This is a genomic window from Enterococcus sp. AZ089, from assembly GCF_050547225.1.
Lineage (GTDB): Bacteria > Bacillota > Bacilli > Lactobacillales > Enterococcaceae > Enterococcus_D > Enterococcus_D entomosocium.
On the sequence record NZ_CP172954.1, the window covers coordinates 2,578,332 to 2,604,258 of the forward strand.

At 42.1% G+C, this 25,927-nt stretch carries 23 protein-coding genes; 7 read left to right on the forward strand and 16 right to left on the reverse strand.

Annotation, left to right across the window (positions count from 1 at the left end; translation table 11 throughout):
• Positions 1-107: 107 nt before the first annotated feature.
• Positions 108-1,412, forward strand: a complete 1,305-nt coding sequence (locus IGJ01_RS11935; protein WP_244732240.1) for a S1C family serine protease — start codon at positions 108-110, stop codon at positions 1,410-1,412.
• 68 nt (positions 1,413-1,480) lie between these two features.
• On the opposite strand, the gene ytpR is transcribed toward IGJ01_RS11935, so the two are convergent.
• The 4 genes from ytpR to pepA form a co-directional block, all read right to left on the reverse strand.
• Positions 1,481-2,095: a YtpR family tRNA-binding protein gene (ytpR, locus tag IGJ01_RS11940; protein WP_005225431.1), complete on the reverse strand. Its 615-nt coding sequence runs from the start codon at positions 2,093-2,095 to the stop codon at positions 1,481-1,483.
• A gap of 272 nt (positions 2,096-2,367) precedes the next feature.
• The gene (locus IGJ01_RS11945; RefSeq protein ID WP_005225429.1) at positions 2,368-2,829 is read right to left on the reverse strand and encodes a universal stress protein; all 462 of its coding nucleotides are present in this window, start codon (positions 2,827-2,829) and stop codon (positions 2,368-2,370) included.
• Positions 2,830-2,841: 12 nt separating this feature from the next.
• Positions 2,842-3,162 carry a thioredoxin family protein gene (locus IGJ01_RS11950; protein WP_008379116.1) on the reverse strand — a complete coding sequence of 107 codons (321 nt, stop codon included), beginning with the start codon at positions 3,160-3,162 and terminating at the stop codon, positions 2,842-2,844.
• Between the two features lie 132 nt (positions 3,163-3,294).
• Positions 3,295-4,371, reverse strand: coding sequence for a glutamyl aminopeptidase (gene pepA, locus IGJ01_RS11955; RefSeq protein ID WP_034878843.1), 1,077 nt, complete (start codon positions 4,369-4,371; stop codon positions 3,295-3,297).
• Between the two features lie 292 nt (positions 4,372-4,663).
• Between pepA and IGJ01_RS11960 the strand changes: the two genes are divergently transcribed.
• Entirely contained in the window at positions 4,664-5,008 is a 345-nt protein-coding gene (locus IGJ01_RS11960) for a peptidase (protein ID WP_005234590.1), read from the forward strand.
• A 9-nt stretch (positions 5,009-5,017) separates the two neighbouring features.
• On the opposite strand, the gene IGJ01_RS11965 is transcribed toward IGJ01_RS11960, so the two are convergent.
• From IGJ01_RS11965 to IGJ01_RS11975, 3 genes are all read right to left on the reverse strand, one after another.
• Positions 5,018-6,103: a hypothetical protein gene (locus tag IGJ01_RS11965; protein WP_244732242.1), complete on the reverse strand. Its 1,086-nt coding sequence runs from the start codon at positions 6,101-6,103 to the stop codon at positions 5,018-5,020.
• 77 nt (positions 6,104-6,180) lie between these two features.
• Complete coding sequence (locus IGJ01_RS11970; protein WP_005225423.1) at positions 6,181-6,582, reverse strand: Ohr family peroxiredoxin; 402 nt, start codon at positions 6,580-6,582, stop codon at positions 6,181-6,183.
• A 181-nt stretch (positions 6,583-6,763) separates the two neighbouring features.
• Positions 6,764-7,012 carry a GlsB/YeaQ/YmgE family stress response membrane protein gene (locus tag IGJ01_RS11975; RefSeq protein ID WP_005225422.1) on the reverse strand — a complete coding sequence of 83 codons (249 nt, stop codon included), beginning with the start codon at positions 7,010-7,012 and terminating at the stop codon, positions 6,764-6,766.
• A 380-nt stretch (positions 7,013-7,392) separates the two neighbouring features.
• On the opposite strand from IGJ01_RS11975, the gene IGJ01_RS11980 reads away from it, so the two are divergent.
• The gene (locus IGJ01_RS11980) at positions 7,393-7,659 is read left to right on the forward strand and encodes a hypothetical protein (protein WP_082741614.1); all 267 of its coding nucleotides are present in this window, start codon (positions 7,393-7,395) and stop codon (positions 7,657-7,659) included.
• A gap of 22 nt (positions 7,660-7,681) precedes the next feature.
• The gene (locus IGJ01_RS11985) at positions 7,682-7,861 is read left to right on the forward strand and encodes a hypothetical protein (RefSeq protein WP_225869306.1); all 180 of its coding nucleotides are present in this window, start codon (positions 7,682-7,684) and stop codon (positions 7,859-7,861) included.
• A 71-nt stretch (positions 7,862-7,932) separates the two neighbouring features.
• On the opposite strand, the gene IGJ01_RS11990 is transcribed toward IGJ01_RS11985, so the two are convergent.
• Positions 7,933-8,874, reverse strand: coding sequence for a magnesium transporter CorA family protein (locus IGJ01_RS11990; RefSeq protein WP_016621424.1), 942 nt, complete (start codon positions 8,872-8,874; stop codon positions 7,933-7,935).
• A gap of 186 nt (positions 8,875-9,060) precedes the next feature.
• On the opposite strand from IGJ01_RS11990, the gene IGJ01_RS11995 reads away from it, so the two are divergent.
• Both IGJ01_RS11995 and IGJ01_RS12000 read left to right on the forward strand, forming a co-directional pair.
• Entirely contained in the window at positions 9,061-9,888 is an 828-nt protein-coding gene (locus tag IGJ01_RS11995; RefSeq protein ID WP_034872349.1) for a manganese catalase family protein, read from the forward strand.
• Positions 9,889-10,016: 128 nt separating this feature from the next.
• Positions 10,017-10,856 carry an aldo/keto reductase gene (locus IGJ01_RS12000; protein WP_016621425.1) on the forward strand — a complete coding sequence of 280 codons (840 nt, stop codon included), beginning with the start codon at positions 10,017-10,019 and terminating at the stop codon, positions 10,854-10,856.
• A gap of 351 nt (positions 10,857-11,207) precedes the next feature.
• Here IGJ01_RS12000 and IGJ01_RS12005 read toward each other — a convergent pair whose 3' ends face one another.
• The 6 genes from IGJ01_RS12005 to IGJ01_RS12030 form a co-directional block, all read right to left on the reverse strand.
• Positions 11,208-12,419, reverse strand: coding sequence for a hypothetical protein (locus tag IGJ01_RS12005; protein WP_244732244.1), 1,212 nt, complete (start codon positions 12,417-12,419; stop codon positions 11,208-11,210).
• Between the two features lie 385 nt (positions 12,420-12,804).
• Positions 12,805-14,346 carry a hypothetical protein gene (locus IGJ01_RS12010; protein ID WP_430601117.1) on the reverse strand — a complete coding sequence of 514 codons (1,542 nt, stop codon included), beginning with the start codon at positions 14,344-14,346 and terminating at the stop codon, positions 12,805-12,807.
• Positions 14,347-15,149: 803 nt separating this feature from the next.
• Positions 15,150-18,239, reverse strand: a complete 3,090-nt coding sequence (locus tag IGJ01_RS12015) for an alpha-mannosidase (protein WP_430601118.1) — start codon at positions 18,237-18,239, stop codon at positions 15,150-15,152.
• Positions 18,236-19,066: a carbohydrate ABC transporter permease gene (locus tag IGJ01_RS12020; RefSeq protein ID WP_008379135.1), complete on the reverse strand. Its 831-nt coding sequence runs from the start codon at positions 19,064-19,066 to the stop codon at positions 18,236-18,238. The genes IGJ01_RS12015 and IGJ01_RS12020 overlap by 4 nt, the downstream gene beginning before the upstream one ends.
• A 9-nt stretch (positions 19,067-19,075) precedes the next feature.
• The gene (locus IGJ01_RS12025; RefSeq protein ID WP_008379138.1) at positions 19,076-19,969 is read right to left on the reverse strand and encodes a carbohydrate ABC transporter permease; all 894 of its coding nucleotides are present in this window, start codon (positions 19,967-19,969) and stop codon (positions 19,076-19,078) included.
• Between the two features lie 85 nt (positions 19,970-20,054).
• Positions 20,055-21,425 carry an extracellular solute-binding protein gene (locus tag IGJ01_RS12030; RefSeq protein WP_086332595.1) on the reverse strand — a complete coding sequence of 457 codons (1,371 nt, stop codon included), beginning with the start codon at positions 21,423-21,425 and terminating at the stop codon, positions 20,055-20,057.
• Positions 21,426-21,645: 220 nt separating this feature from the next.
• Between IGJ01_RS12030 and IGJ01_RS12035 the strand changes: the two genes are divergently transcribed.
• Positions 21,646-23,787, forward strand: coding sequence for a helix-turn-helix transcriptional regulator (locus IGJ01_RS12035; RefSeq protein WP_244732250.1), 2,142 nt, complete (start codon positions 21,646-21,648; stop codon positions 23,785-23,787).
• 149 nt (positions 23,788-23,936) lie between these two features.
• Here IGJ01_RS12035 and IGJ01_RS12040 read toward each other — a convergent pair whose 3' ends face one another.
• Together IGJ01_RS12040 and IGJ01_RS12045 are read right to left on the reverse strand one after the other, a co-directional pair.
• On the reverse strand, positions 23,937-24,674 hold the full coding sequence (locus tag IGJ01_RS12040) for an SIS domain-containing protein (protein WP_244732252.1): 738 nt from the start codon (positions 24,672-24,674) through the stop codon (positions 23,937-23,939).
• On the reverse strand, positions 24,675-25,925 hold the full coding sequence (locus IGJ01_RS12045; protein WP_005234555.1) for a PTS ascorbate transporter subunit IIC: 1,251 nt from the start codon (positions 25,923-25,925) through the stop codon (positions 24,675-24,677).
• Between the last annotated feature and the right edge of the window lie 2 nt (positions 25,926-25,927).

Here is a 25,927-nt window from a genome sequence, read left to right on the forward strand (position 1 = left end):
TTCTTACGCAACTTCTTCATATTTTTTTCAAAATCTCTTAGTAGACTAATCTCAGATAGAAGGAATATACTGATTATAACGAATTATTCATTAAGGGGGAAATAGTAATGGCAAGAAAATATGTCACACCAGGTAAGAAAACTTCTCCTGGTTTATTAAAACGATTAGGTATTGGGATTTTAGGCGGTATGGTCGGCGGATTATTGACCTTCGGCGGTCTATATCTGGCAATGGGTTCATCCTTGACTTCAACACCAGAAACCACGACCAACAGTGGGGTCCAAGATTCTAACGGGCAAACACAAGTATCTAATGTCAAACTTGATGTGACCAGTGATGTCACTGAAGCAGTTGAAAAAGTACAAGATTCCGTCGTTTCCATCATTAATTTACAACAAAGTCAAAGCAACGATTGGAACAGCCTCTTTGGTCAGCAAGGTGGACAAAGTGAAGGCGATAGCCAAAGCGAAGACGACAGCGCCTTAGAAGCTTCTTCCGAAGGGAGTGGTGTCATCTACAAAATTGATGGCGACGATGCCTATGTCGTAACCAACAACCACGTAGTTGAAGGTCAAGATGGTTTGGAAGTTGTCTTAGCAGATGGTACAAAAGTCAAAGCTGAATTGGTAGGTACCGATTCTTACACAGACTTAGCCGTCTTAAAAATCTCTTCAGAGCATGTGAAGACTGCCGCAACATTTGGTGATTCAAGTGCCTTGAAAGTCGGCGAACCAGCCATCGCGATCGGTTCTCCTCTAGGCTCTGACTACGCAAACTCTGTGACACAAGGGATCGTTTCTTCCTTGAATCGTCAAGTAACAAGCCAAAACGAATCTGGTGGTACGATCAGCATCAATGCGATCCAAACGGATGCTGCGATCAACCCAGGGAACTCAGGTGGTCCACTGATCAACGTTGATGGTCAAGTGATTGGGATCAACTCAAGTAAAATCGCCAGCACCTCTGGCTCTGCTTCAGGTGTTAGTGTCGAAGGGATGGGCTTTGCGATCCCAAGTAACGATGTCGTTGAAATCATCAATCAACTAGAAGCAGACGGCAAAGTGGTTCGCCCTGCACTAGGTATCCAAACGATCGATTTAGGTTCCATCACATCACAACAACAAGAACAAATCTTGAAAGTTCCTTCATCCGTAACTTCTGGCGTTGTGATCTACTCAGTCAACAATGCAACACCAGCAGAACAAGCAGGATTGCAACAATATGACGTTATCACGAAGATCGATGATACAGAAGTCAGCACAACAACGGATCTGCAATCTGCGTTGTACAAACATAAAGTCGGTGACACGATCACTGTAACCTTCTATCGTGGCGATGAAGAAAAAACAGCAGAAGTAAAACTTTCCGTTGATACGTCGATCAACGAACAATCAACAGACAGCAGCAACTAATCATCAAAACCAATCGAAACAATCAAAAAATGAACTGCCGCAAAAACAGGAAGCGGCAGTTCATTTTTTTAGGCTTTACCGACTGGAAAAGCTTCACCTACAACGGCATCTTGAGGCAGCTCAAGGATGCCTTTTTTCATTGGGGCACCTTCTAAATGCAGTTCTTTAGCAGAGCAGATCATTCCGAAGCTTTCTACGCCACGAAGCGTCCCCGGCCAAATCATCAAGCCATCTGGCATCATTGCCCCAGGTTTTGCGACAACGACTTTCAAGCCTTTACGGATATTGGCAGCACCACAGACGATTTGCAAGACTTCCCCATCCCCGACTTCTGTTTCCGTGATAGACAGATGGTCGCTGTCTGGATGTTCCACACAAGATTTCACATAGCCAACGACGATTTTTGGTTCTGTATCTGCTGGCAGTTCTTCGCTGAATCCTGCTTCTTTGATCATGGTGTTCAATTGTTGGATTTGTTCTTTCGTCAACGTCACTTGACCACGCCCTTCGATCGTCATCACTTCTGAGATCGCAAAAAAGTTCCAGCCAACGATCGTGCCTTCTTCATTTTTGATTTGGGCAACATTGCCTTTGCGTTCGACGGTTTGTTCTAATCCTTTATCATCTGCTGTGATGGCAAGCAGTGTATCACTGACATATTCTTTGTTATAAGCAAAAATCACGTTTTTTCCTCCTTAGGTACTTACACATTCCGCCCATAATCTTAACAAATTTTTCGGCATCCGTCATGGAATTTCTTTGTTTTCCTTGAAATTCTAGTTATTTTCAAAGACAAAAAAGCCTGAAAACCAGCTACTGCTCATTTGCTAAAGACAATGCTTCACTAGCGAGCAAAACCGCTGGTTCTCAGGAACTTCCTTTTGTCACTTGTTACTACCATGCAAACTATGGAAAAGAACACGGCAACGACAAACTTATTTTTTCCAAAATGACCTTACGCTTTGGTTTCTTCGGGTGATACGATCAGCACGTCGCACCGGGCTTCACGGATAACGAAGCTGGCGACACTCCCCATCATGAAGCGTTCCACGGCGTTCAGCCCGGATTGCCCCACCATGATCAAATCGATGTCGTATTGATCCGGTAATTGGGTGGCAAGGGCGTCTTTGATGGAGCCGTAAGCGACGATGCCTTCTACTAGATCAAAATCCACTGATTTTGCGTAGGCTTTGCAGTCGTCGATCAGATTTTTCGCCGTGTCTTTTTCTTGTTCTAAGATGGAACTATCCAAAGGTGCATAGCCCATCATGGTCGGCACTTGCTGATCGATGATCGTTGCGGCATAGACCTTCCCTTGGTTTCGACGAGCGACTTCCACTGCTTTTTTGAAGGCTGACATCGCTTGATCTGAACCGTCGATCCCTACTAAAATATTTTGATATCTTTGTGCTTCCATCTTTTTCCCCTCCTATGCTGATTGTACGCTGGTTAAAAAGGCTTCGATCTCTTCTTTGGTTTTGCGATCCTTGTTGACTAACCGTCCCAGCTCCTTGCCGTCTTCGATAACGACGAGGCTAGGAATACCAAAAATGTTCCATTCAACCGCTACATCCATGTATTCATCACGGTCGACTTCGATAAACTGAAGCGCTGGAAAATCCGCTTCGATCTCAGGCAATTGCGGTTTGATATATCGACAATCGCCACACCAATCGGCGGTGAAAAAGAAGACATTTTTGCCTTTCTCCACATATGTTGCTAACTCTGCTAAATCTTTTGGAATAATCAAATACTCACCACTTTCTTTTCTTTAAGTATACACCTTTCTTTCAGGGACTACCAACTGACATGCTGGTCTCAGAACCCCTGCAGAAAAAAAGAGACAACGGATTGCTGTCTCTTTGCTTTCGTTCGTTCTCGCTTATTGTCCTGCTAAGATCGTATCAACGGTTGAACGATCCAAACCTTTCAAGACTTGAATCACCATTTCCCGTGCCGCTTCATAATCAGCGATACTGAATAGGGTTTGGTGGGTATGGATGTACCGTCCAGGAACACCGATAACTGAACTTGGGATCCCTTCATTTGCCATGTGTGCCGCACCAGCGTCGGTACCACCTTTTGAAACAAAGTATTGATAAGGAATGTTGTTGCTTTCTGCTGTATCCAACAAGAATTCTTTCATCCGTGGCAACATGATCATGCCTGGATCATAGATTCGCATCAAAGTCCCGGCTCCTAGATGACCAAAGGTGCCATTTTTCGTGACTGTGTCATCCGCTGGCGAGCAATCGACCGCAAAGAACAAGTCTGGTTTGAATTTTGTCACAGACGGACGAGAACCCCGTAAGCCGACTTCTTCCTGAACGTTGGCACCAGCAATCAACGTATGGCCTAATGTTTCCTCTTTCAAGGCTTCAAGTGCTTCTAATACGACCGCACAGCCGTAACGGTTGTCCCAAGCTTTCGAGATGATGTTTTTCCCATTTGCTGTTTTGATGGTTTCCACTTGTGGAACGATCGTATCGCCAGGACGTACGCCAAAGCTTTCTGCTTCTTCTTTTGATTCAAACCCAGCATCAAACAAAATATCTGTCACTTCGACATTTTTTTGACCGCTGCTTCCTCGCAACAAATGTGGCGGTACTGAAGAAGAAACGCATGGGTAATCGCCCTTCGCTGTTTTCAATGTAAACCGTTGAGCAGAAACTACATAAGGGTTCCATCCACCTAAAGGAGTGACTTTGAATAAGCCGCGATCGGTGATCGTCGTCAATAAGAAACCAACTTCGTCCATGTGAGCAGCTAACATCACTCGTGGTGCATCTGCTTCTTGGTGGTGACGCAAACCGAAGATGCCGCCTAAGCCATCTTGTTGGATTTCATCTACCAATGGAGTCATCGCTTCACGCATATACGCTCGCACGTCGTGTTCAAACCCGCTGGTTCCTTGTAACTCCGTTAGTTCTTTGATACGTTGAAATGTTTTTTCTTCCATGATCATTCGAGAAACACGTATCAGTTGTTTGCTGCCCCAAAGAAACAAAGCTGCTTTTTTTGAAAAAGCAACGCTTGCTGTGGCTGTGTTTTCCAGCAATTTTCGGGTGAAACAACGGATGTGCTCTCTTCCTCCTTATTTCTACTGATATTCTTTATTATAGCGCAAATTTCTATTGTTGGTTATTTTTCTTATAGAATATTTCTAAACTATGGTAAACTATTGTTAAGAGAACCTGTGCTTTCACCGAGATCAAAACATTCGGGAAAACTTACTTTAGGAGGGACATTAGATGGAGAATGAGCATCCATTGCATTATTTTAAAAATGGACTGACCATCGGTTTAGGTCTTGGCTTTGCAGGAGGGATTTTTTCAACGATCTGGTTGAAGAAAAGGCAAGCCATGAATGCCGATGATGTCTTAGACAATATAAAAGCGGCGTTTATCAAAGAAGGACCGATCGAAGGTTCTTGGATCAATTTCGAAAAACAACCTTTGCGCAAATTTGCGATCACTTCCCAAGGATATACTGGCGGCATCACCCGCACCGAAGACGGACAGCTTGTCACCTATGAATTTTTGGCAGATGCTCATACCGGCACCGTCTTAGATATCCAACGAGCAATCGTGGAATAATTACTGCACTTACGACCAGCTTCTTAAGAGGCTGGTCTTTTTTCTTTTTAAGCAGTTATCTTTCTGAAGTAAGGTCGCAAGGTCCAATACCACGACTTCATCGATGCTGCCGCCTTTTTGCCGATACGCCCATGCCCCACTTTCAAACAAGCAGTACAGCTGCCCTTTTTCTACCACGATCTGTTCAAGGTAATGGGGAAACTTGATGCGCCGCAACGCATGTTTGCGGGTCAGCACCGTTGCATCCTTTGAAAAGACCCATAACTCAGCCGACCCTGGTCCAAAGGAACGTGCCAGCAACAAGTATTCAGTGGTAAAGGCGATACTTTGGACTTTCGTGGTGGTGATCCTTCTCTTATGCGGCTTGATGCGAAGAGACGCTTTGCGACCGCTGTCTGAAAGAACAGGCAGCGGATAATTCGCCACCACACCACCGTTTTTCAAGGCAAAGGTCCCTGAGACAAGTTCACCGCTATCGGCTGCCAAATAGGAGCTGTGAGTGATGCCTGCCAATTCGATGACTTGCTGATAAGCGATCGGCTGACTGGTTGCCAAGGAATCATCTTCCAGCAGTGTCTGCAAAGAAACACACGCCACTCGTCCCATTCCTTTCCCAGTGATGGTTAGCCACAGCACTTGCGTTGCTCGATCAAAGACTAATCCGCCGACATGGGGGCGTTTTGGCAGAACCACCGTTTTCAGATGCCGTCCGCTCGTTCTTTCTATTATATAAAGCTGTGAGTGATGTTCCTGCTGCGAACAGTACGCAGAGAGGAACAAATAGTCCTCCGAAACGGCCAACCCTTGTGGAGTCATTGCCTGACACTGATCCGCATGCTTGTACAGCCTCGTTTCTGCTTTCGCCGTTGCCGTCGTTGCAACTGCGGCAGTAGCTTTTTTTAAACCGGGAACCAAAAGGACTGCTTCCCTTTTTGCCCCGGCTGCCAGCCACGCTTTCCGCACGCTGGGATAACGCTTCAGCTGAGCTGCCAGTGCTTGATTGTGGCGCGCATGTCGGTGCTTTTTCAGCCAGTACACCACAAAAAGGCCAACCACAAACACGCCCAAAAGCAGCAAGATCTCTGTTTGTCTCATTGATTGGCCTCCTTGATGAATTCCCTCTTGTCGGCTGATTCATCAGCCGCTGATTGTTTGTCTAGCTGCAATAATGCTTAGACTACTTGTACTTCGACATCAATGTTGCCACGAGTTGCCCGAGAATACGGACAAAAATCATGGGCTTCTTCTGCGATTTTCTCTGCCTCGGCTTTTTCAACGCCTGGTAACGACACTTCTAAAATCACGCCGATTTGGTAACTGCCGTCCTCATGCTGATACAAAGACACTCTTGCTTTAACTTCGGATTCGGATTCGATGTTATGCTCTTTCAGCATATGCTGTACGGCACCGTTGAAACAAGAAGCATAGCCAGCGGCAAATAATTGTTCTGGGTTTGTGCCCTCACTGTGAAGACCCGGTTTGTCGATTTTCAGGTGAAAACTGCCATTTGGTGCTTCGACCTCTCCGACACGTCCGCCTCGATTGATCATCGCTGTTTCATATTGCTTTTTCATTGAATCTCTTCCTTTCTTTTTTTGACCTACTTCAAGTGTAACGACAATTTCCCGATATGACAAAAGGATTGCTTATGCTTCCTTAAAAACAAAAAAGGCAAACCCAGAAAATCTGGATTTGCCTGTCTATTCGAGGTAATTACTACCCGAAATAAATGAATGGAAACAATTGCTGAATGGACTAGCCGTTTGAACGTCCTAAGAAGAATGAAACAACAGCAACTACAATAACCGCACCAATAATTGATGGGACGATTGCCATTCCAGCAAGTGATGGACCCCAAGAACCTAAGATTGCTTGTCCAATAGCTGAACCTACTAAACCTGCAACGATGTTGGCGATCCAACCCATTGATCCACCTTTATTTGTGATAGCTCCGGCGATCAAACCGATAATAGCTCCTACGATTAATACCCATAACCAATGCATATTTTTCTCCTTCTTTCTTTTAAGTAGTTATTACACATATTATGTTACGCTTAATCCCCGTTTTAGACAAAAGATTTGCACTCAATTTGCAAAAAAAAATTTCAAACCTTGTTATATTAACGTTTACCAGTACTTCTTAATTATCGTTGTAAGAGCTTTAATTCGTTTTTTTTAATATTCGTGCATTTTTTGAAATCGCTTTATTTTTCATTTTGCATCTTCTTCGCTAAACTGAGGGAGAGCCACTCTCATTTTGTCAGATAATTGGCACTTTTTACTCCTCAGTGCGTTTTAGGACAGCTATCTTTTCAGCACTTCAGCTATTTTTCATTAGAGGACGTTTCGATCGTTGCCGATTGGAAATGTCTTCGCAGATTCCCATGTTTGCTTCTAGAGCTCCCAGCGAAAGCGGTACTTATTTGAAAATGACGGGAAAATACTCAGAAAAAAACGGTGTGACTGTAGAAGTTCCTGATTTGCCTTACGCGGATTTATTGAGGATTCTAGTCAGTGCCGACTGCAGCTATGCGCTTACAAAATACGATGCCATTTTTTTCTTCCTCTATCATCGCCATCACCATGCTGCCGATTGCCCGACCAATCATTATGACACTGGAGATCTTCTCCTTCCAGTAGCGATGGAATGATTATATCTGGCCCTTGATCGTCTTGAATAATCCGAAAAAATACACCTTGCAAGTGGCGAACCGCAGCTTGGTGGGCGCGGAAAATATCCATTGGACGATTTTGATTGCTGCCTTGGTAATTTACATCTTGCCTTTGCTGCTGGTCTTCCTCGCCTTTCAGCGTTGGATTCTCGACAGCAATTTGGACAGCGGGTTAAAATAAAAAAATGCCAACTGCTTCGTCGCACCATTCTCCTTTTATGGATGAACGGTGCCACAGAGCAGCGGCGCTTTTTATTTTGAAAAGTCTTTCCGTGACAAGTAAATGGCGGTTAATATCCCAACTAAAATAGCCAAACCAAAGACAATGATCGTACCGATGGCATTGTCTTTTCCTGGCAGTCCCCCGGTGTTGATCCCCCATAGCCCCGCGATCAAGGACGGCACAGCCACCACCAATGCCGCAGAATCTAAGTATTTCATCAGATGGTTTAGATTGTTGTCCATCATATCGGAGAACAAGCCACCAATGGTTTCTAACAAGTCGCGATAGATAGTGACCATTTTCATGGCAAACTTCTGTCGTAGCTTAATGTCATAAACGAGTGCTTCATTATCCAAACGATCCAAAAATTCTTTGCGATCCATCAAACGATCGACAGTATGGTTCTGATCCCGTAAGGTGTGATCCAGATAGACCATGTCTCGTTCGGTATCGGCTAAATTAAACAATTCGTTGTTTTCCGTCGTTTTACGGGCTGCTTCATCTAGTGCATCGATCTGTTTCTTCATTTCCTGCAGACCTTTGATGTAATGGGTGTAGATCATCAGCGTCGAGTAGGCAACAATATCTTCATACCGTTGAATATCTTGCTCATGCTTTTCAATCAGGCGTTTAATCAGTGTAGATTGATGAGAGACATACGTGATTAAAAGATCTTTGGTATAAATAAACGTCACCGGTTCTAAACGATCTTCGATGCGGTCTTGTGTCACTTCTGACAAATCGATCAAGGTATAAAGAATCGGATGATTTAACTTAGTGTTACGTAAGTATTCCAAACGTGAGACTTCTTCCGGTTCATTGGCGCCAATAAAAATATCTTCGGGCAGTTGATACTTATCTAACAAGTGGCGTTGTTCCTCTGGATCTGTCCCAGAAACCACCAGCCAATTGTAATCTTCCTCCGAGGATTCCCTTATTTTTCGGTCGTCCATTTTGTAATACTGAAACATGGTGACTCGCTCCTTTTCTAATTCTCTCTTAATTTAACTATCTAACGCTTCTCGCTTTTTGTCAAAGTAAATGGCTTTTCTTTTTGGAGCTTTTTTCATTTTGAACTAAGTGCATTTTATTAGACGAACCTTTCGATTCATGAGAAACTTTTTATGGGCCCAATAAAAAATTTTAGGAGGAATAGTATGTTTCGTCATCAAAAAGAACTACAGTTTGAAGCTAAACCAGAAAAACCAAATCCGTTAGTTGCGAAATACCTTCAAGAATTAATCGGTGGACAATATGGAGAGATGAGTGTTGCCATGCAATACTTATTCCAAGGATGGAGCTGCCGTGGGGAAGAAAAATACAAAGACATGTTAATGGATATCGCTACTGAAGAGCTTGGACACGTTGAAATGTTGGCAACGATGGTTGCACGTCTGCTGGAAGGTGCACCTGTGGAAGATCAGGAAGCTGCCATGAAAAAAGACCCAACGATCGGTGCGATCATTTCCGGAATGAATCCGCAACATGCCATCGTTGCTGGCTTAGGACCACGTCCTGCTGATAGCGTCGGCAATCCATGGTCAGGTGCGTATATCATTGCTAGTGGCAACTTGCTTGCTGATTTCCGTGCCAACTTAAATGCAGAATCACAAGGTCGTCTGCAAGTAGCACGCATCTATGAAATGATCGATGACCGTGGGGTCAAAGACTTACTTTCGGTCTTATTAGCGCGTGATAGCTACCACCAAAATCTTTGGGCAGCTGCCGTGAAAGAATTGGAAGAAAACGAAGGCTCGATTTTAGTGCCGACTACCTTTGACCGCAAAAACGAACGCTTAGATATCGCTTATGATTTCTATAACTTCTCAGAAGGCGACCAAAGTAAAGAAGGCTCTTGGGCGAAAGGCAAAGCCCTTGATGGTGAAGGCGAATACCAATGGCTAGACGAACCAAAGATCGAAGGAAAAGCGCCAAAACTCGATCAAGTCACACCAAAAATGTATGGCACACCGCCTGAAAAATAATTTAATCAAAAAGAGCAATTGTTTCTGAAACAGAAACCGTTGCTCTTTTTTCTTTGTCTGAGCAAGTTGGTTACGTTCCTGGCAAAAAAGCGTTAGAGTAGAATGCAAAGAAAAGGAGGAATCATTTTATGAAAGCACCTTTACTGACATTAAACGACGGCAATTTACGCCCCGCCGTGGGCATCGGTACCTATCAGATCCGCGGTGGCGAAGGGTTGAGCCAGCTGCAAGCAGCGATCGCTGACGGGTATCGATTGATCGATTCTTCAACCAATTATGACAATGAAGGCATTGTCGGCAAAGCGATCCGTCGCTCTGGTATCCCACGTTCAGAATTTTATATCACCTCAAAATTACCGGGAAAATACCATGGCTATGATGATGCCTTAACCAGCATTCAAGAATCCCTTGCTCGCATGGGACTCGACTACTTCGATGCCTTTTTGATCCACTGGCCATTACCAAAACGCGGCAAATATGTCGAAGCTTGGCAAGCCTTAGTGACCGCCCAGAAATTAGGTTTGATCCGTTCCATCGGCGTTTCCAATTTCGAGCCAGAACATTTGGATGCCATCATTGAAGCAACTGGTGTGACCCCTGCGCTAAATCAAATTGAGATCCATCCTTACTGGGTCCAAGAACGAATGGTTACAGAGAACAAAAAACGCGGCATCGTAACGGAAGCTTGGAGCCCATTAGGCCGCGGCAGCGATGCCCTGAAAGAACCACTGATCACTGAATTAGCTGAGAAATACCAAAAATCAGCTGGTCAAATCATCTTGCGCTGGCATGTGGAACGTGGCATTTTGCCCCTACCTAAATCAAGAAACCTCGCCCATCAACGAGAAAATCTTGCGATCTTCGACTTTGAACTGACTGAAGATGAAATCAATCAAATCAATCAGTTAAACAAAGCAGACGGCCGCATCGATGGTCAAGACCCAAATGAGTATGAAGAATTTGAATAAACAATTACAACTGAAAAAAACACCATAGCTATCTCTTGGTAGACAAAACCTCTCAAAAATCAGCAACCAGCTGCTTTTGAGAGGCTTTTTATGTAATCAAGGCTCCAGTGATTAGCTTTGCGTGGATCAAAGTCGTACGATCAAAATATTCTTTTTGGCAGAAATCCCCTTGCTAGCAGTGTGATTTTCTTAAAGACGACCAGCGTCAGCTAGGCGTTCATCACAGCTTTTGATCGAATAGCGGTTTCTCGAAAAATGGTTGTCTTTCACTGTTTCGACACTTAAAGACAACAACGTTTCCCCCGTTCTCCTTCAGATTGAAAGGACTTTCCACATGCCCATCAGTAAACGTTATCCCCAAAACTCGTGTTTCTTGCGAGGAGGTCTTTTTCGGTAAATGAAGATGGCGAAACTCAGAATGCCACAAAATAGACCGGCGCCTCCTAGTAGTTTCACGATAGTCGGCAGCCCTCTCAAGCCCATATCTGCCATTGAAGAAACTGTGCCATTTTCATTAATGCTTCCCCAAAATTGGTATATTTGTTGTTCTAAGTGATTTAATCGCCTATCAAGAGGTTTTCTTTCGTATTCAGGAATTGTGGCATAACGTGGTGTTTTTATGTCTGCCAATATAGCTAAACGTGCTTCTGCAAAAATGTTGGGGTGCTCTGCCAATAGTTTTTGGGCTTTTTTTATCAATTCTCTAGGTGTCCCATCAGCAACCTTTACGCGGAAAAGAGAATAACTAGAAGGATTTCTTTCCAATCGAATCCCATCTATTGCTGTAATTGTTTCATCAATCTTATTTTCAATCAGTTTTTTACTAAGGTAAGTCTCTGGAAACGTTTCAGCATTCAAAAAAGATGTTTCTTCATGCAATTGAAAGCTCAACACATTGTTTTGGTACCTTCTCAAAAACAATCCAGGAACAAAACCAACTCGCACCATTTCAGGTTTTAACTCAAAGAAGCGGTTGACAGGTTCTTCCTCACTAGGCAATAAGTCTGATGTGGCTAAAGCTATCTCTTGGATCTTTCCATCAGCGATAAATCCATAGGATTCTGAGATTGACTTCTGTATAATCCTTTCAAGCTCTTCATAAGAAGTTCCCTTCAAACGAATTGTTGCAAAATCATTTTTATCTGGACCGGATAGAAGTTCACCACCAAAATATGAAAGTTCATAAAGCAATTTGTCTAAAACCGTTTCATGGTTTGACCCGAATTCTTGATTAAAGCGCTCCCTATCCAGTTGAAACTGGATCCGATTGTTAATGAAGGTCACTTCTTCATCGAAATACTCTTCCGTCGTTACATCAGCGATAGTCGGCGATGGTGGTTCGGGATTTTCGGATAACCAAAATGACTGTTCTATGGGATAGTAAGTCCTTTTGTTACTGCTATCGACGGCGACCAATTCAAATCGGCTTTTTTGTTGATTTTCAGAAATAAAAAGTCGTGCTTCGCCAAATTTCCGCTCTGTGACCTTTGGCTCCCCCATCGCTCTTTGATACAAATGCCGATCGTATTCGCCATTCACATTGACATAGACTTCTTTCAGCATTTCCCCCTCACTTGGTGTTACCGCATAAATCAATTCAAAGAAGGGAATCATTAGTTCTGAATCGGGTAGCTCTGTGACAATTTCCAGCAATGGTTCAGTGAGTGGCTCTGTGGGTTCTGGGGTAATCCTTTCGCTGTTGAGGATGTCGGCTAAGACGCCTTGGGACTGGTCGGTTGGTTCTTCGGCTGCTAATACTTGCCAACTGGACATATGATAGATGGTAAGAGCAAAGAAACACAGACTAAAGATTTTATGGTTGCGAAAGAGGTTTTTAATGCCTTTCTCGTCGTTTGAATTTATTTGCGCAGCGGATTGCATTCACTTTGCTCCTTTCTTCTTTGGAGGTAACAGAATTCTATTAGAATTTAAGAATGACAAACGGGTATCAGTTTCTACCTGATTGCCTATTCCTTTTTCGTTTTTCTGCCCTTTGACAAGCAAAAAGTTCACATATAAATACAATAAAGCCGATAGAACCAAATCCTATCACTAACGCCATGCTAACAGTCACGCCGTGCCAACCTATATCCATTAACGAAGAAACTGTGCCATTCGGGTTGATGATTGCCCGGATAGGGTAGTTTCGTTCTTCAAAATTACTCCTAACACGCCATCGTCGTTTGTATTCGGCTGTGGTAGTATAGCCATAAATATTTTGCCTTCCTCTGATTATTACATACCCTTTTGAAAAGACTTCGGGATAATTCGTCAGTAGTTGCTGCCCTTTCTTCACTAAATTCCTTGGTGTATTTCCTCTTACAGCTATTTGCACATAAGGATAATAAAGTCGATTTTCTTCTAAACGAATGCCGTCAATCGCTGCAACAGCTTCGTCGATTTTTTCATTTATCAGTTTCTTACTGAGATAAGTTTCAGGAAACGACTCGGGATTTAAAAAAATGGTTTCTTCATGCAGCTTGAAACCTACCACGTTGTCCTGATACCTTCGGAAAAACAAGCCCGGTACCCAGCCGATTTTTAACATATGCCGTTTAAACTCAACCGAGCGATCGACGGATGCTGCTGTTTTGGGTAACTGGTCCACCTCAGCTAAAGTCATCTCTTCAATTTCTCCATCGGTAACAATACCAGAAGTAAATGTTTCTAAATCATAAATAAATCTATTAAGCTCTCTATAAGGAGTTTGCTTTAACTGAATCGTTACTCTCTCATTCTTGTCTGGTCCAGCAATCAACTCCATGTCATAGTAAGAAAGTTCATCCAACAGCTGATCTAAACTCGTTTCGCCGTTTTGCTCGTTTATTCCTGTAAGTATCTCGTCATTATATTGGAGATGGAGACGATTATGTACAAAAGCTATCTTTCCTTCATAACGATCAAGTATTGATATGTCGGCAATAGTCGGCAACGGCGGTTCGGGATTTTCGGATAACCAAAATGACTGCTCTATGGGATAATAAGTCCTTTTGTTACTGCTATCGACAGCGACTAATTCAAATCGGCTCTCCTGTTCATCGGCAGAAAGAAAGAGACGAGCTTCACCGAATGTTCGCTCCATGACCTTCGTCTCCCCTATCGCTCTCTGATACAAATGCCGATCATATTCACCGTTCACATTGACATAGACTTCTTTCAGCATTTCCCCCTCACTTGGTGTCACTGCATAAATCAATTCAAAAAAGGGAATCATTAGTTCTGAATCGGGTAACTCTGTGACGATTTCCAGCAATGGTTCAGTGAGTGGCTCTGTGGGCTCTGGGGTATTCCTTTCGCTGTTGAGGATGGCGGCTAAGGTGCCTTCTATCTGAATTGAATCAGCATCTGAAACCTCGGCTGCTTTTACAGGTAAAACTAAAAAGTGACAGATGGTGAAATAGATAAATAAAATACAAAGAATGATACATAAGGGATCTGCTCTATCAGCCTCTTTCTTACTCATTGCGGTTATGCGTTTATCTGATTGCATTCAATTCACTCCTTACATCTAAGGTTTTGGAAGTTTATGAAAAATGTTCATCAAATGATTATTTTTTCATTAGTTAAACATCAACTAATTGACAACCATTTGATGAACAACAAATTCAGATTCCTTAAAAAGAACCTTATGCTGCTAAACGTTCAGACTCCACATTGATCGTCTGAAGATTTTGAGCAATAGTATCTGAAAGTTCGATTTGCAGCTTTTGGATATCTTCGTCAAATAGTTCGTAACGAATTTTTTCAAAAATTTCCGCTAATTGTTGGAAGTTAGAGATATGGAAGAATTCACCATCTGTTACTCTTACAATGTTGTCTTTTTTCGATCTTCCTCTCTACCTACTCCATAAGCTGCTCCTTTCTAATCAACGGTTTGTAGATTTTTTATTCATTATTTGTTGTCTTGCTGTAGCTCCCAAGCTAATTATACCGAGCGGGAAGTTAAACAACAATCGTTTTCGCAGAATTTTATTCATATTTTATATATCATTTTACGTATTTTTATTTTTAAAGACCATTATACCGCAAATGAACTCCAGACCTCTATCAATCTTTATTTATTTACTTAAACCACTTTGTCCCATCTATACCAATATCCTCCTCTAGCAAGCAATCACCAAAAAAGACATTCTCTCGTAATGAAAAAATGTCTTTTTGTTTCTCTTAGTTTTTTATAAAACCTTCTAAGTTTTTAAGACTTATAAGAAGTAGTACTCTGTATCAGACAGGTGCGAAACCTAATACTTTTTTAAACACACGACACATTTAATAGGTAGACCCACTTGTGTTATTTCAGTCTAGATAAAAATGAAATGTTTTTATTTCGAAGGGTGACAAGGTAAATGAGACTTTATCTTTCCACTGCTCATTATTTAAAGGTATCTCCATTAAATCTGTTTCTTGCCAAAAACTGCTTGGCAACTGCAATGTAACCTTTCTAGTTCCTCCCGTGTGATCATGTAAGCGTAAAATCCACCCTTTGCCGGTTTCTGCTTGCTTGATGGCGTCGATGGTAACTGAGGTTTCACAGTCTATTTGCAACGGAAGCAACCAAGAATGTTCTCCGTTAATAACCGTTAATGGCGAGTTGAGCGACCATGCTTCTTCCATTGTTCCCCCATCGATGGCATCGTGCTCGTGGGCATAAAAACTGTAAGTAAATTTGTGATCGCCATCGTCAGCCAGTGGATCAGGATAGATAGCGCCTTTAAGCAAGGTCAAGCTTAATTGATTTTCCTTAACAGCATAACCATATTTACAGTCATTCAATAAACTTACCCCACAATATTTTTCTGAAAGATCTGCCCATTGGTGGCCTACTGTTTCAAACTGAGCCAATTGCCAACTGGTATTAGCATGGGTAGCTCGTTTTACATTTCCGTACTGAATGTCAAATACTGCTTCAGTTGATCGAATTGCTGCATCAAAGTTTACCTTCAACAGTTGTTGGCGTTCATGCCATGGCACGTTTGTTAAAAAATCGATTCGTTGTGTATGAGCATAGACCCGCATTTCCTGATGTATCTGCGAATTACCAAACGTATACTCAAATACTACGGAAGCGTAAAGCGCATTATTTGAGCGTAATCGTATTTGATCGGCTTGAAGCACTGTTGCTTTTTCTTGATAAAAACTATCGATATCCCATGCATCGTAATTTAAAGGTTTGTCTTCAAATAGCTGAAAAACATTCCCTTTTCCTTCCAACATTTCTCTACCTAGTTTCTTATCAAAAATGCTGATCAAATTTCCCGATGTTTCCCATAAAATTCGCAAACGATCGGTCTCAAGCGCTCCCTCTGTGAACTCAGCGAGCGGTTTGATGTCTTTATTTTCTGCTATCGGTTGAAACTCTATCATCACCTGACTCATTGGCGGAACATTTGTCACAAGAACAGACTGTTTTTCTCCATCAAAATAAGCCGGAAGTTCTTTTCCTTGTGAATCAATAAAGCGACCTTCTTGTAAAAGTGGAAGTTCAATCAGTTCATTCCTTGACCAGCTAGCTGTATTGATGACTGTATACTTTTGATTAGCAGGTCCATCTAATTGTTCAAATAACTGTTGAATGGTCTGAGTCACGACGGCAAACTCTGCTCTATGGTCTTGATAAACTTCTTTGATCGAAGAACCAGGAATAATATCGTGGAATTGATTACGAAGAACCGTCTCCCATGTTTCAAAAAGCGGATCCTTAGGATACTCGTCTTCTTTGCTGGCTGCTAAACATGTATAGAGAATCTCAAGTTCCCGTAGAGCAATTTCAGCTTTTCGATTCATTTTTTTGACAAACGCTTGCGAGGTATAGGTTCCTCGATGATATTCCAAGTACAATTCGCCATCCCAACGAGAGACCAGCGGCTTATTTTGTTCTACTGTCTGATGCAGTCGTTCAAAAAAGGCTTTCGCTTTTCCTGTTTTAACTTGCGGCAATCCTGGAATCTGGTCAAGGCGTCGTCGATTTTCCAGCATCTCTCTAGTGACACCGCCTCCGCCGTCCCCATGACCGTAAGACAGCAGAAATTCTTGATTCAAACGCTTGTCTTGATATCCGTCGTAAATTCCTTGAACGGTCTCCGGAGAAAGCGTTCCATTGTAGGTATAAAACCATTCTTCTGCCCATTCATCCGTTTTACCATCAACTGGCGTGGTGATAAAATGCGTCAAAATATCTGTCCCATCGATTCCCCGCCAATAAAAGGTATCATGAGGCATCCGGTTATATTGATTCCAGCTGATTTTGGTCGTCATAAACGTCTCAATGCCGGATTTTTTCAAGATTTGGGGCAGTGCCCAAGAATAACCGAACACATCCGGAAGCCACAAGAAATGCATTTCTTTGTCAAATTCTTCCTTCACAAATTTCTTCCCATGGAGTATCTGACGGACCAAGGATTCGCCTGACGGTATATTGCAATCGGCTTCCAGCCACATGGCTCCGTCCACTTCCCAACGGCCTTCTTTGATCCTCTTTTTGATTTTCTCATAAAGTGCTGGATAGCTTTCTTTGACATATTTGTATAGCTGAGGTTGGGTTTGCAAGAAAATATATTCTGGGTATTGTTCCATCAAACGTAAAACCGTTGAAAAACTGCGGACAGCTTTTTCCCCTGTATGCTTCAGCCGCCACAACCAAGCAACATCGATATGTGTATGGCCGATAGCCGTCACAGTGATCTCCGAAAGTTTAGGTATTTTTTGCAGTTCTTGATTTAAATAATGATCAGCTTCCTCAACGCTATGGTAAAAAGAGATAGATCCGGGTACCTGCCACTGAATCAAACGAAAGGCATCATCTAAAAGATTCAACAGCTTGTATCGTATCGGTTCATTTTCCGGTAACCCATCGATAGTTTTCGCCATCATATCAGCGAGAAAGAAACAGTCATCAGCAGCTAAGTGTCGTTTTGCCAAACAAGCTTGCCGAAACTCATGCCGTTGAATGACTTCAGACCCACCGCCTTCCAAGCCCGACCATAGTTTTAAATCAAGTCGGATGGTTTCCCCTCGGTAATGATCCGCCAGAAAAATCTCTGTATGATTCGAATCGACACCCTGATAAGGTTCACCATCGATCAACAGCAAGGACTCAAAGCCTGAATTATAGCCACCACCTGTACGACCAAAATCGATCAGTAACCATAAGTCTTCCTCCTCTGGAACTGTCAATTCATGATGAGCCCAAATATAACGGTCTCTCCCTTGCCAGAAATCGCTAACTGAAAGTGTAAAGTCCCACTCTTCTGGTGGGTGTTTTTCCGTTTTTGACTTATCTTCTTTTGCCGACCACATTGTAAGGTCTTGTACTTTTTGAAAACGATACGCTTTTAGTTCAGCGATTCGTTTCGTTAATTTTTTTGTCGTATGAAATGGATCTTTCATCCTTTCGTCGCTCCTCCCATGCTAAATCCTTTAGACATATACGTTTGTGACAAAGCATATAAAATGACGACTGGTAAGGTATATAGCACCGAAAAAGCGGCTAAACGGCCATAATTGACCATACCAAAGTTGCCGAAAAACTGAAAGATCGAGACTGATGCCGGCATTTTTTCGGGTGACTGAATCAAAATATAAGGAACAAAGAAGTTGCCCCAGCTTCCAGTAAAAGTAAAAATACCAACCGTACAAATACCTGGAACCATTAGCGGCGCTACGACTTTTCGCACCCCTTGCCATGTTGAAGCCCCATCGACCCAAGCGGACTCTTCTAAGTCGATTGGTACCGAATCCATAAAGTTCTTCATCATCCAAATCCCATAAGGCAGTGAGGACGCCGTCAAGAAGAACGTCACCGCCAGTAACGAATCTTGAAACTTCAAAAAGATAAACAGTTGATAGACCGGCACGATGACAGCAGTCATCGGTAATGAGGTCATGAACAGCACCGCCATCAAAAAACTTTTTTTATATCTTAGCTGATACCTCGACAAGGGATATGCTGCCAAAACACATAAGACAACAACTAAAATCGATTGACAGCCGGACAAAAGCAAGCCGATTCCGAATGACCGAATGATAGTTTGATCAGAAAGGATCGAAGCAAAATTTTCAAATGATACTGCTTCAGGTAATTTCAAAGTTTGAATAGCGCCCGGATCAATAGAGGCGATCAGCATCCACAACAATGGGAGCAAAAACAATAAGGCTAATACTGCCAAAAGCAGATAATGAATCATGGTCTCCAATTTTTCACTGCGTTTTACCATTTTTTTCACCTACACTTTCACTTTCAGCATTTTCATATAAATCAAGCTTGCGGCAGCACCAATCAGTAGCAAGACCAGCGAAATCGCTGTTCCGTATCCTAGCTGATAGCTCACAAAAGCTTGTTTGTACATGAAGACCGGCAGGGTTGCAGTCTGATTGCCGGGACCACCACCAGTCATAGTATAAATCAACGTAAAGACACCCAATGTCTGCAAAGTGACGAGCATCAAATTCGTTGCAATGGTACCTTTGACCATCGGTATCGTAATTTTTCGAATCACTTGCCAGCGGCTGGCGCCATCCATAACTGCAGCTTCCTCTACTTCCTTAGGGATCTCATCTAAAGCGGATTGAAACACCATCATTGAAAAAGCGGTTCCTCGCCAAATATTGGCAACCACAACGCTTATCATAGGAAAAGCAAACAGCCAAGCAACCGGCTCAAATCCCATCAGTCCCATCAACCAATTAGCTGTTCCGCTATCTCCTAAAAAAGCGACCCAGCAAAAGGAAACAACGACTTCCGGCGTAACCCATGCAGCAATGATGATCAGACCAACGACTCGCCGAAAGGCTCGATTTTTCTCCCGCATCATAAATGCAATCAAAAAACCCAAGAAACATTGACCGATCACTGCAGAAAAAATGACAAAAATCAAGGTTCGTACGACACTAGTTTGAAAAGCCGGATCATTGAACATGCGCACAAAATTTTCAAAGCCGATGAACCGCAATTGACTTGCTTCAGCACCGGTCAGAGCCAAGTTCGTGAAGGAAAAGATAAAAGTTAAGATAACTGGACCAACAAAAAATATCAGCAGCAAGAGCCAACTGGGAAATAAAAAAATCAACGCTTTTTTACTATTGGACATTTGCTGCTCTCGTTTTAGCGAATTTTCCATTCTTTTCTCCTTTCTTTTTTTAAAGAGAAGAAACGTTAGCCTCCATTCGGATTGTTTGCTGCAATTCCTTCTCTTTATTAATGATTTAGTTAACGGCATCGTCTCCAACGATCCTTGTTACATTGGCGGCATAATCACTAGCTGCTTCTTCCGGTGTCTTGCTGCCAGTGGCAACTGCTTCAACCATTGTTTGGATTTCTACTGAAACATTAGGATATTTGTCATCTGCCGGACGGAAATGAGCATATTGTAAGAAAGAGGTTGCTTGCTCAATAAAAGGTTGCTCCTTATATTCAGCTATTTCTGCTGAATCGTCTCGGACGGTTAAATTCCCTTCAGCGATTGCTCGTGCAGCTTGCTGTTCTTTTCCACCGAGTGCTTGAACTACTCGCCATGAAGCTTCTTTATTTTGTGCTTTTTCAGGAATGGCCCATGTCCAACCTCCGGACATGGTCGTAAATGGCGGTTCACCACCATTTTGTGTAGGCATGGCTGCAAAACCAAAGCGTTCTGTCATATTCTCAACAGGAGTTGCCCCATTTTCGGCCCAGTTACCGGCACTCCAAAAGCCATCTAGAAGCATACCAACTTCGTCATTAGGAAATTTATCTTGGAACATCACAGATCCGTAATTGCTGTTGATCGCAACGGATAATGATGGTCCTAATTGTTTTTGGTTATACACTTCATCAATGAAAGCCAATGAATCAATGATTCCTTGTGTATTTACTTGCCATTTACGCGTTTCACTATCAAATAATGTATCTTGAGTACCATATAAGAGCATCTGGAAAGTCTGCATGGAAACCGACTCACCATTGGCTTTAGCCACACCTAATCCTAAGGGGATCACATTCTCATCGGAAGCTTTGATTGCTTCAGCTGCCTCAATGATCTCCCTCCAAGTTGTTGGCTGCCATTCTTCAGGCAGACCGGCTTTCTTAAAGACATTTTTGTTGTACCAAATCCCGCGAGAATCAGAAGTTCCTGGAATGGCATACGTACTACCATCTTCAGCAATAACACCAGCTTTTAAGTTTTCTGTATATTTATCCCATTGATCCCAGTCAGCAACATATTCATCAAGATTGGTTAAGTAACCAGCGTTTGCATCAGAATTCAACATAAACGAATCCTCTGCCACTACATCGGGTGCTGTGCTCTCCGATTGCATAGAAAGAGCAACTTTTGAAAAATAGTCTCCCTCACTTGCGGTAATCGGAGAAAGTACGATTTTAATGTCCTCATTTTCTTTCTCAAATTGTGGAATAAATGTTTCTTCCAAATATTGGGTCATTTTATCGTTTTCCCCGGTATTGCGCCAAGTAACCTTTATCTCGGTTTTCCCCTCTGCCCCGTCCCCATTTGACGAGCCGTCGCTGTTCCCACAAGCAGCTAAAACCATTGGTAGTGTCAGTAGAGACAGTAATGATACAGCTTTTCTTTTCATCGACATAATCGTTCCTCCTAAATTTTTTCATTTTCTCTTGCTTAAAGTAAGCGCTTTAAATATAGCCTGTTTAGCCATTGTTGAATATCATTATTATTCGTTGAAATATACACTTTTTACTCTTAATATCAAGTTTTGTAGACAACTACAAATAATGATGATTTGACTCAAGCTAATTTATCTCTATAATCAATGTAAACGTTACCAAAAAAAGAAAGGAGCACTTATGAAATCAAAAACATATCGAAAAATATTCTTAACCTTTTTAACGGTAATCATTGCATATACTATTTTTATTATGGTGATTGTCATCAATAATGAAGTTAATCAGCGGAAAACTGAACAAACTACCCAAAGTATTATGACGCTAGAAAACAGTGCTTTTCGCATTGATCAGCAACTTCGATTTGCCCTCAATTCAATGAAATCTTTAGCAACAAAAGAAAGTATTATACTGTTTTCCCAAAGTACTGAATCTGATTATGCGCTGTTTTCAGCGATGTATGATGAAATTCGTGAAAACTATTTATTAATGAATCAGTTTGAATACTCTATCGGAATCTTGAATCCAGAAAATCATATCATCGTAAGTTCTGACGGCTATTTTGTTTACAATGATTTCTTTTCCTTCTTGAATATAGAAACAAAAGCCGGGCTTCTTTCCGAAATGCTGGCAGATGCCAGCTTCAGTTCCTCCATCTTCGAAACCCTTGATCAACGGCTGATCATGCTTCATAAAGAGCAAGTAGAGAATCAGACCCTCTACTTCTTTGCCTACTGGAAAAAAAATGAACTACTGTCTCCAATGAATCAAGGACTACAAGTTATCGATCAACAATATCCTTCTAGTAAGACTAGTTCACCGATACTTACTGATTTTACACAAAATACCATTCAGCAAGAGACCCAATCAGATACTATCGTTTTTATAAAAAATTCAGAGGTGCTCCCTTTTGCCAATTATGAATTGACAACCGCGATTCAAAGCAGTTTTCCACTCTCTACAATTTCGTCCTTTCTCCTTCCATTAATGGTTTTGATCGTACTGGGTGCTTTGATCGTCATTTTCTTGAGTAAGCGGATGTACAAACCTTATCTAGAAATATTAGATGAAATCAAAAAGAGTAATGTTGATATTTTAACAGTTGATGATATCAACTTAGCTTTGCACCAGATAATCGAGTCGTCTAGTTCGATCAACCAGCTCCAATCCCCTGTCTCAGAAGAAGTAAAGGAACTATTCTTGAAGAATCTGCTTTACGGAAAATATACGTACAATATGAGCAAGAGTTTACTGCCCACTTTCCATCTTGAAGGCATAGAAAAACGTGGGAGTTTTGCTTTTCTGACCTTCTCAGGCGAGATGGCGGAAGAAGCCACTTTTAATGAAACAGAGATCATTCATGTGCGAAAACAGTTGATCAAGAAAAATCTTCATATCAAGTGTTATGATATCATCAGTTTTTCCGAAAAACACCTTGCCATTCTTTTTTATGATCAGGAATTTTCACAAATCATGAAAGAGATCGATCAATTGAAACTAACAATCGAAGACAGTTTGAACTTAAGAATGACTTACTTGCTATCAAAACCTTTTCATTCTCTTGAACATTTTATCGAAGTCTTTCATGAAACCTGTCAGTGGTCAGATGAATGCAATGGCGAAGATCAGTTCCATCAAATACCGGTTCCAACATCCAATGCTCTTCATAAAATCAATTATACCGTTGATGAGGAACAGTTATTGATCCAGTATTTCAAAGTAGATGATTTTGTCCATGCCAGAGAATTATTGCAACAAATCGTGGAGATCAATATTTCCAGCAACCATTCCCTAGGCTTCCTTCAGGAATTTTCAACCGCTCTGATCTTAACAATAAAACGAATTGCTGTGATCAAAGAGATTTCCTATCCTGAATTCTACAATCAAAATAAGAAACAATTTCTTTATTTAAGAAAAGGTTTTTCAGATCCCGATGTGAAAAAAACGATTTTTTCCCTTTTTGACACGCTGATCACTCAGATCGAAACCATGGAAAAAAATAATGGATCCAAAATAGATGAAATCATTCAATATATTAATAGCAACTATTGCAGTGACCTCAGTTTAACAGATATTGCCCAGCAGTTTCATCTAAGTGAAGCCTATTTAAGCCGGTTGATTAAAGAACGACTGTCCATGTCCTTCAAACCATACGTCAATCAACTACGTGTCGAAAAAGCCAAACGTCTGATGAGCGAACAAGAAAGTTCAATCAATGAAATTGCTAGTAAAGTCGGCTTTAAAAATACCAATTCCTTTATTCGGGTATTCAAACAATTTGAAGGGTCGACACCTGGTACTTATCGTACCAATAAAATTCATTAAGCTCTAAAATTCTAATACAAAAAAAACGATCTGAACGAGATTTGACCACTACATTTACGAATTGATTCCCCCAAGAAAATTCGTTCTATTAGTAGTTTTCAAATTTTTCGTTCTGATCGTTCTAATAAAAAGATAAGTTACTTATACAGTCACAGCTGATAATGGATCGCTTCTTGGTACTTTTCAAACAGGGACTGGTTCAATTCATCCCCGCCGTCTAGGTTCGCTGAGTAAAAAATCGGCGGATAGTCGACACCGGCTTCTTTTAGTTTTTGGCAAACTTCAACGATAATCGCATTTAAGATCGTTGCGCCGACTACGGTGGATGTAGGTCCGACTTTTTGTTCTACGTCTGAAATCGTACACGCAGCATCGCCAATCTCCCCATGATTGTCGATGACGATATCCGCCGTTTCAAACAAACGCAAGCCTGATGTATGACGGCTGCTGACTGTTTTCGAATAGGTAAGGTTCGTTAATGCGATGATCTTGACCCCTTTTTCTTTGGCATGAAGCGCCATATCGATGATAACTGGATTTCGCCCAGACACCGAATGCAAGATCAGCACTTCGCCTGCTGTAAAGGGCTGGGTCGCCGCCAAGGCACTACCGTAGCCTTCTAAGCGCTCCATTTTACTAGTGAAGGTGATTGGGCTGCGATCAAGCATCAGTTCTCTTCCAAAGATCGCGTTGATCGTCATCATGCCGCCTGCTCGATAATACATCTCTTCGGCTAAGATCCCAGCGTGACTAGCGCCAAAAATGTAGATGGCTTTTTTGGTCAAGTTGGCTTGCGTCAGCAATTCAATGGCTTGCTCAATCGCTGGTGCTTCTTTTTCTTCTACAATAGACAATAGTTCTTTTGCTTTTTCAAAGTATTGAAACATTTAAAACCCTCCAAACAGCTTGCCGATCAATTCACCAAGGATGCCCCATAGAGATAAATCGTTCCCACCGAAAATCAAGATCCAGTTTTGAATCGTCGTTGAGAATAACGCTGCAGAGATCCCAACGAGTGCTACCATAACGACAGAAGCTGTGATCGTACCAATAATGGCCCCTCGCAAGCCCCCTTGTCCTTCACCGATCACCGCAGCACCGCCACATTCAAAGAAGCTGGTGATGACTAAAGGAACGATCAAAATGCCAAAGACGTTGGTGGTATTGGCAATCACCACTAAAATCGTTGAGGTGATCATCGCCACGATAAAGCCGATGATTACAGCATTTGGACGGTAGTTGAACAAGATTGGCACATCAAAAGCTGGTTTTGCTCCAGGAACGACTTTTTCTGCGATCCCTTGAAAGGCGGGAATGATTTGGTTGATCAATAGACGTACCCCATACAACATGATCAATAATCCTGCACCGAAGTTCAAGCCAGCATCAACCGCAAACATCACCAAGTTGCCCCCTTCAGGAACTAATACGGGCGCAATCAGACCGATAACGATATTCATCAAAAACATCACTAACGCGCCAGTAATCGATATTTCACGGAAAAACGATAGATTTTCTGGCACTTTCAAATCTTCCGTCGATTTTTCTTTGTTTCCGACCCGTTTTGCAACAAAGCCTGAAACCAATGACAAGATCCCCGTTGGATGACCGATCAAGAATGAATCATCGCCTGTGGCATCCCACACATATTTACGCATGATCCATGGCATGAAGGACCAGTAACAAGCAGATAGAACCGCCCCTAAGATCAACAGTGGGATTCCGGTAAGTCCGCCTTCAACGCCCCCAGCGACGATGACGAATGGGAACCACCACAACATGTGACCGGTGAGGAAAATCGTCTTCACAGGTGTAAAGCGAGCAATCAATAGATGAATGATCAGGCCGAAAAACATCGCTAAACCAACTGTTCCGCCATATTCTGCCGTAAAGGTGATGTCAGAGAGTCCATCTGACACAGCAACGCCTAATTGGGTTTGAACCGCAGCATTGATCGGTGCGATCGTTCCCACCAACATGTTTACCCCAGCCGTCAATGCCACCATCCCGAAGGAAGCTGTTAAGGTTCCTTTGACGACTTCTGCGAAGGGCTTTCTTTGTACCAATAACCCAATCATGGCAATGATCCCCAATAGGACTGGCGGATTTTTTAAAATATAATCCGTGACAAAATTCATGA

Coding starts and splice junctions, on each gene's coding strand:
- IGJ01_RS12010 (WP_430601117.1), bottom strand. CDS start 14,346: ATGCAATCAGATAAACGCATAACCGCAATGAGTAAGAAAGAGGCTGAT.
- IGJ01_RS12005 (WP_244732244.1), bottom strand. CDS start 12,419: ATGCTGAAAGAAGTCTATGTCAATGTGAATGGCGAATACGATCGGCAT.
- IGJ01_RS11970 (WP_005225423.1), bottom strand. CDS start 6,582: ATGAAAAAGCAATATGAAACAGCGATGATCAATCGAGGCGGACGTGTC.
- IGJ01_RS12045 (WP_005234555.1), bottom strand. CDS start 25,925: ATGAATTTTGTCACGGATTATATTTTAAAAAATCCGCCAGTCCTATTG.
- IGJ01_RS12040 (WP_244732252.1), bottom strand. CDS start 24,674: ATGTTTCAATACTTTGAAAAAGCAAAAGAACTATTGTCTATTGTAGAA.
- IGJ01_RS11965 (WP_244732242.1), bottom strand. CDS start 6,103: ATGAGACAAACAGAGATCTTGCTGCTTTTGGGCGTGTTTGTGGTTGGC.
- IGJ01_RS11980 (WP_082741614.1), top strand. CDS start 7,393: ATGTTTGCTTCTAGAGCTCCCAGCGAAAGCGGTACTTATTTGAAAATG.
- IGJ01_RS11990 (WP_016621424.1), bottom strand. CDS start 8,874: ATGTTTCAGTATTACAAAATGGACGACCGAAAAATAAGGGAATCCTCG.
- IGJ01_RS12035 (WP_244732250.1), top strand. CDS start 21,646: ATGAAATCAAAAACATATCGAAAAATATTCTTAACCTTTTTAACGGTA.
- IGJ01_RS11975 (WP_005225422.1), bottom strand. CDS start 7,012: ATGCATTGGTTATGGGTATTAATCGTAGGAGCTATTATCGGTTTGATC.
- IGJ01_RS12000 (WP_016621425.1), top strand. CDS start 10,017: ATGAAAGCACCTTTACTGACATTAAACGACGGCAATTTACGCCCCGCC.
- IGJ01_RS11945 (WP_005225429.1), bottom strand. CDS start 2,829: ATGGAAGCACAAAGATATCAAAATATTTTAGTAGGGATCGACGGTTCA.
- IGJ01_RS12015 (WP_430601118.1), bottom strand. CDS start 18,239: ATGAAAGATCCATTTCATACGACAAAAAAATTAACGAAACGAATCGCT.
- IGJ01_RS12020 (WP_008379135.1), bottom strand. CDS start 19,066: ATGGTAAAACGCAGTGAAAAATTGGAGACCATGATTCATTATCTGCTT.
- IGJ01_RS11935 (WP_244732240.1), top strand. CDS start 108: ATGGCAAGAAAATATGTCACACCAGGTAAGAAAACTTCTCCTGGTTTA.
- IGJ01_RS12025 (WP_008379138.1), bottom strand. CDS start 19,969: ATGGAAAATTCGCTAAAACGAGAGCAGCAAATGTCCAATAGTAAAAAA.
- IGJ01_RS11995 (WP_034872349.1), top strand. CDS start 9,061: ATGTTTCGTCATCAAAAAGAACTACAGTTTGAAGCTAAACCAGAAAAA.
- IGJ01_RS12030 (WP_086332595.1), bottom strand. CDS start 21,425: ATGTCGATGAAAAGAAAAGCTGTATCATTACTGTCTCTACTGACACTA.
- pepA (WP_034878843.1), bottom strand. CDS start 4,371: ATGGAAGAAAAAACATTTCAACGTATCAAAGAACTAACGGAGTTACAA.
- IGJ01_RS11960 (WP_005234590.1), top strand. CDS start 4,664: ATGGAGAATGAGCATCCATTGCATTATTTTAAAAATGGACTGACCATC.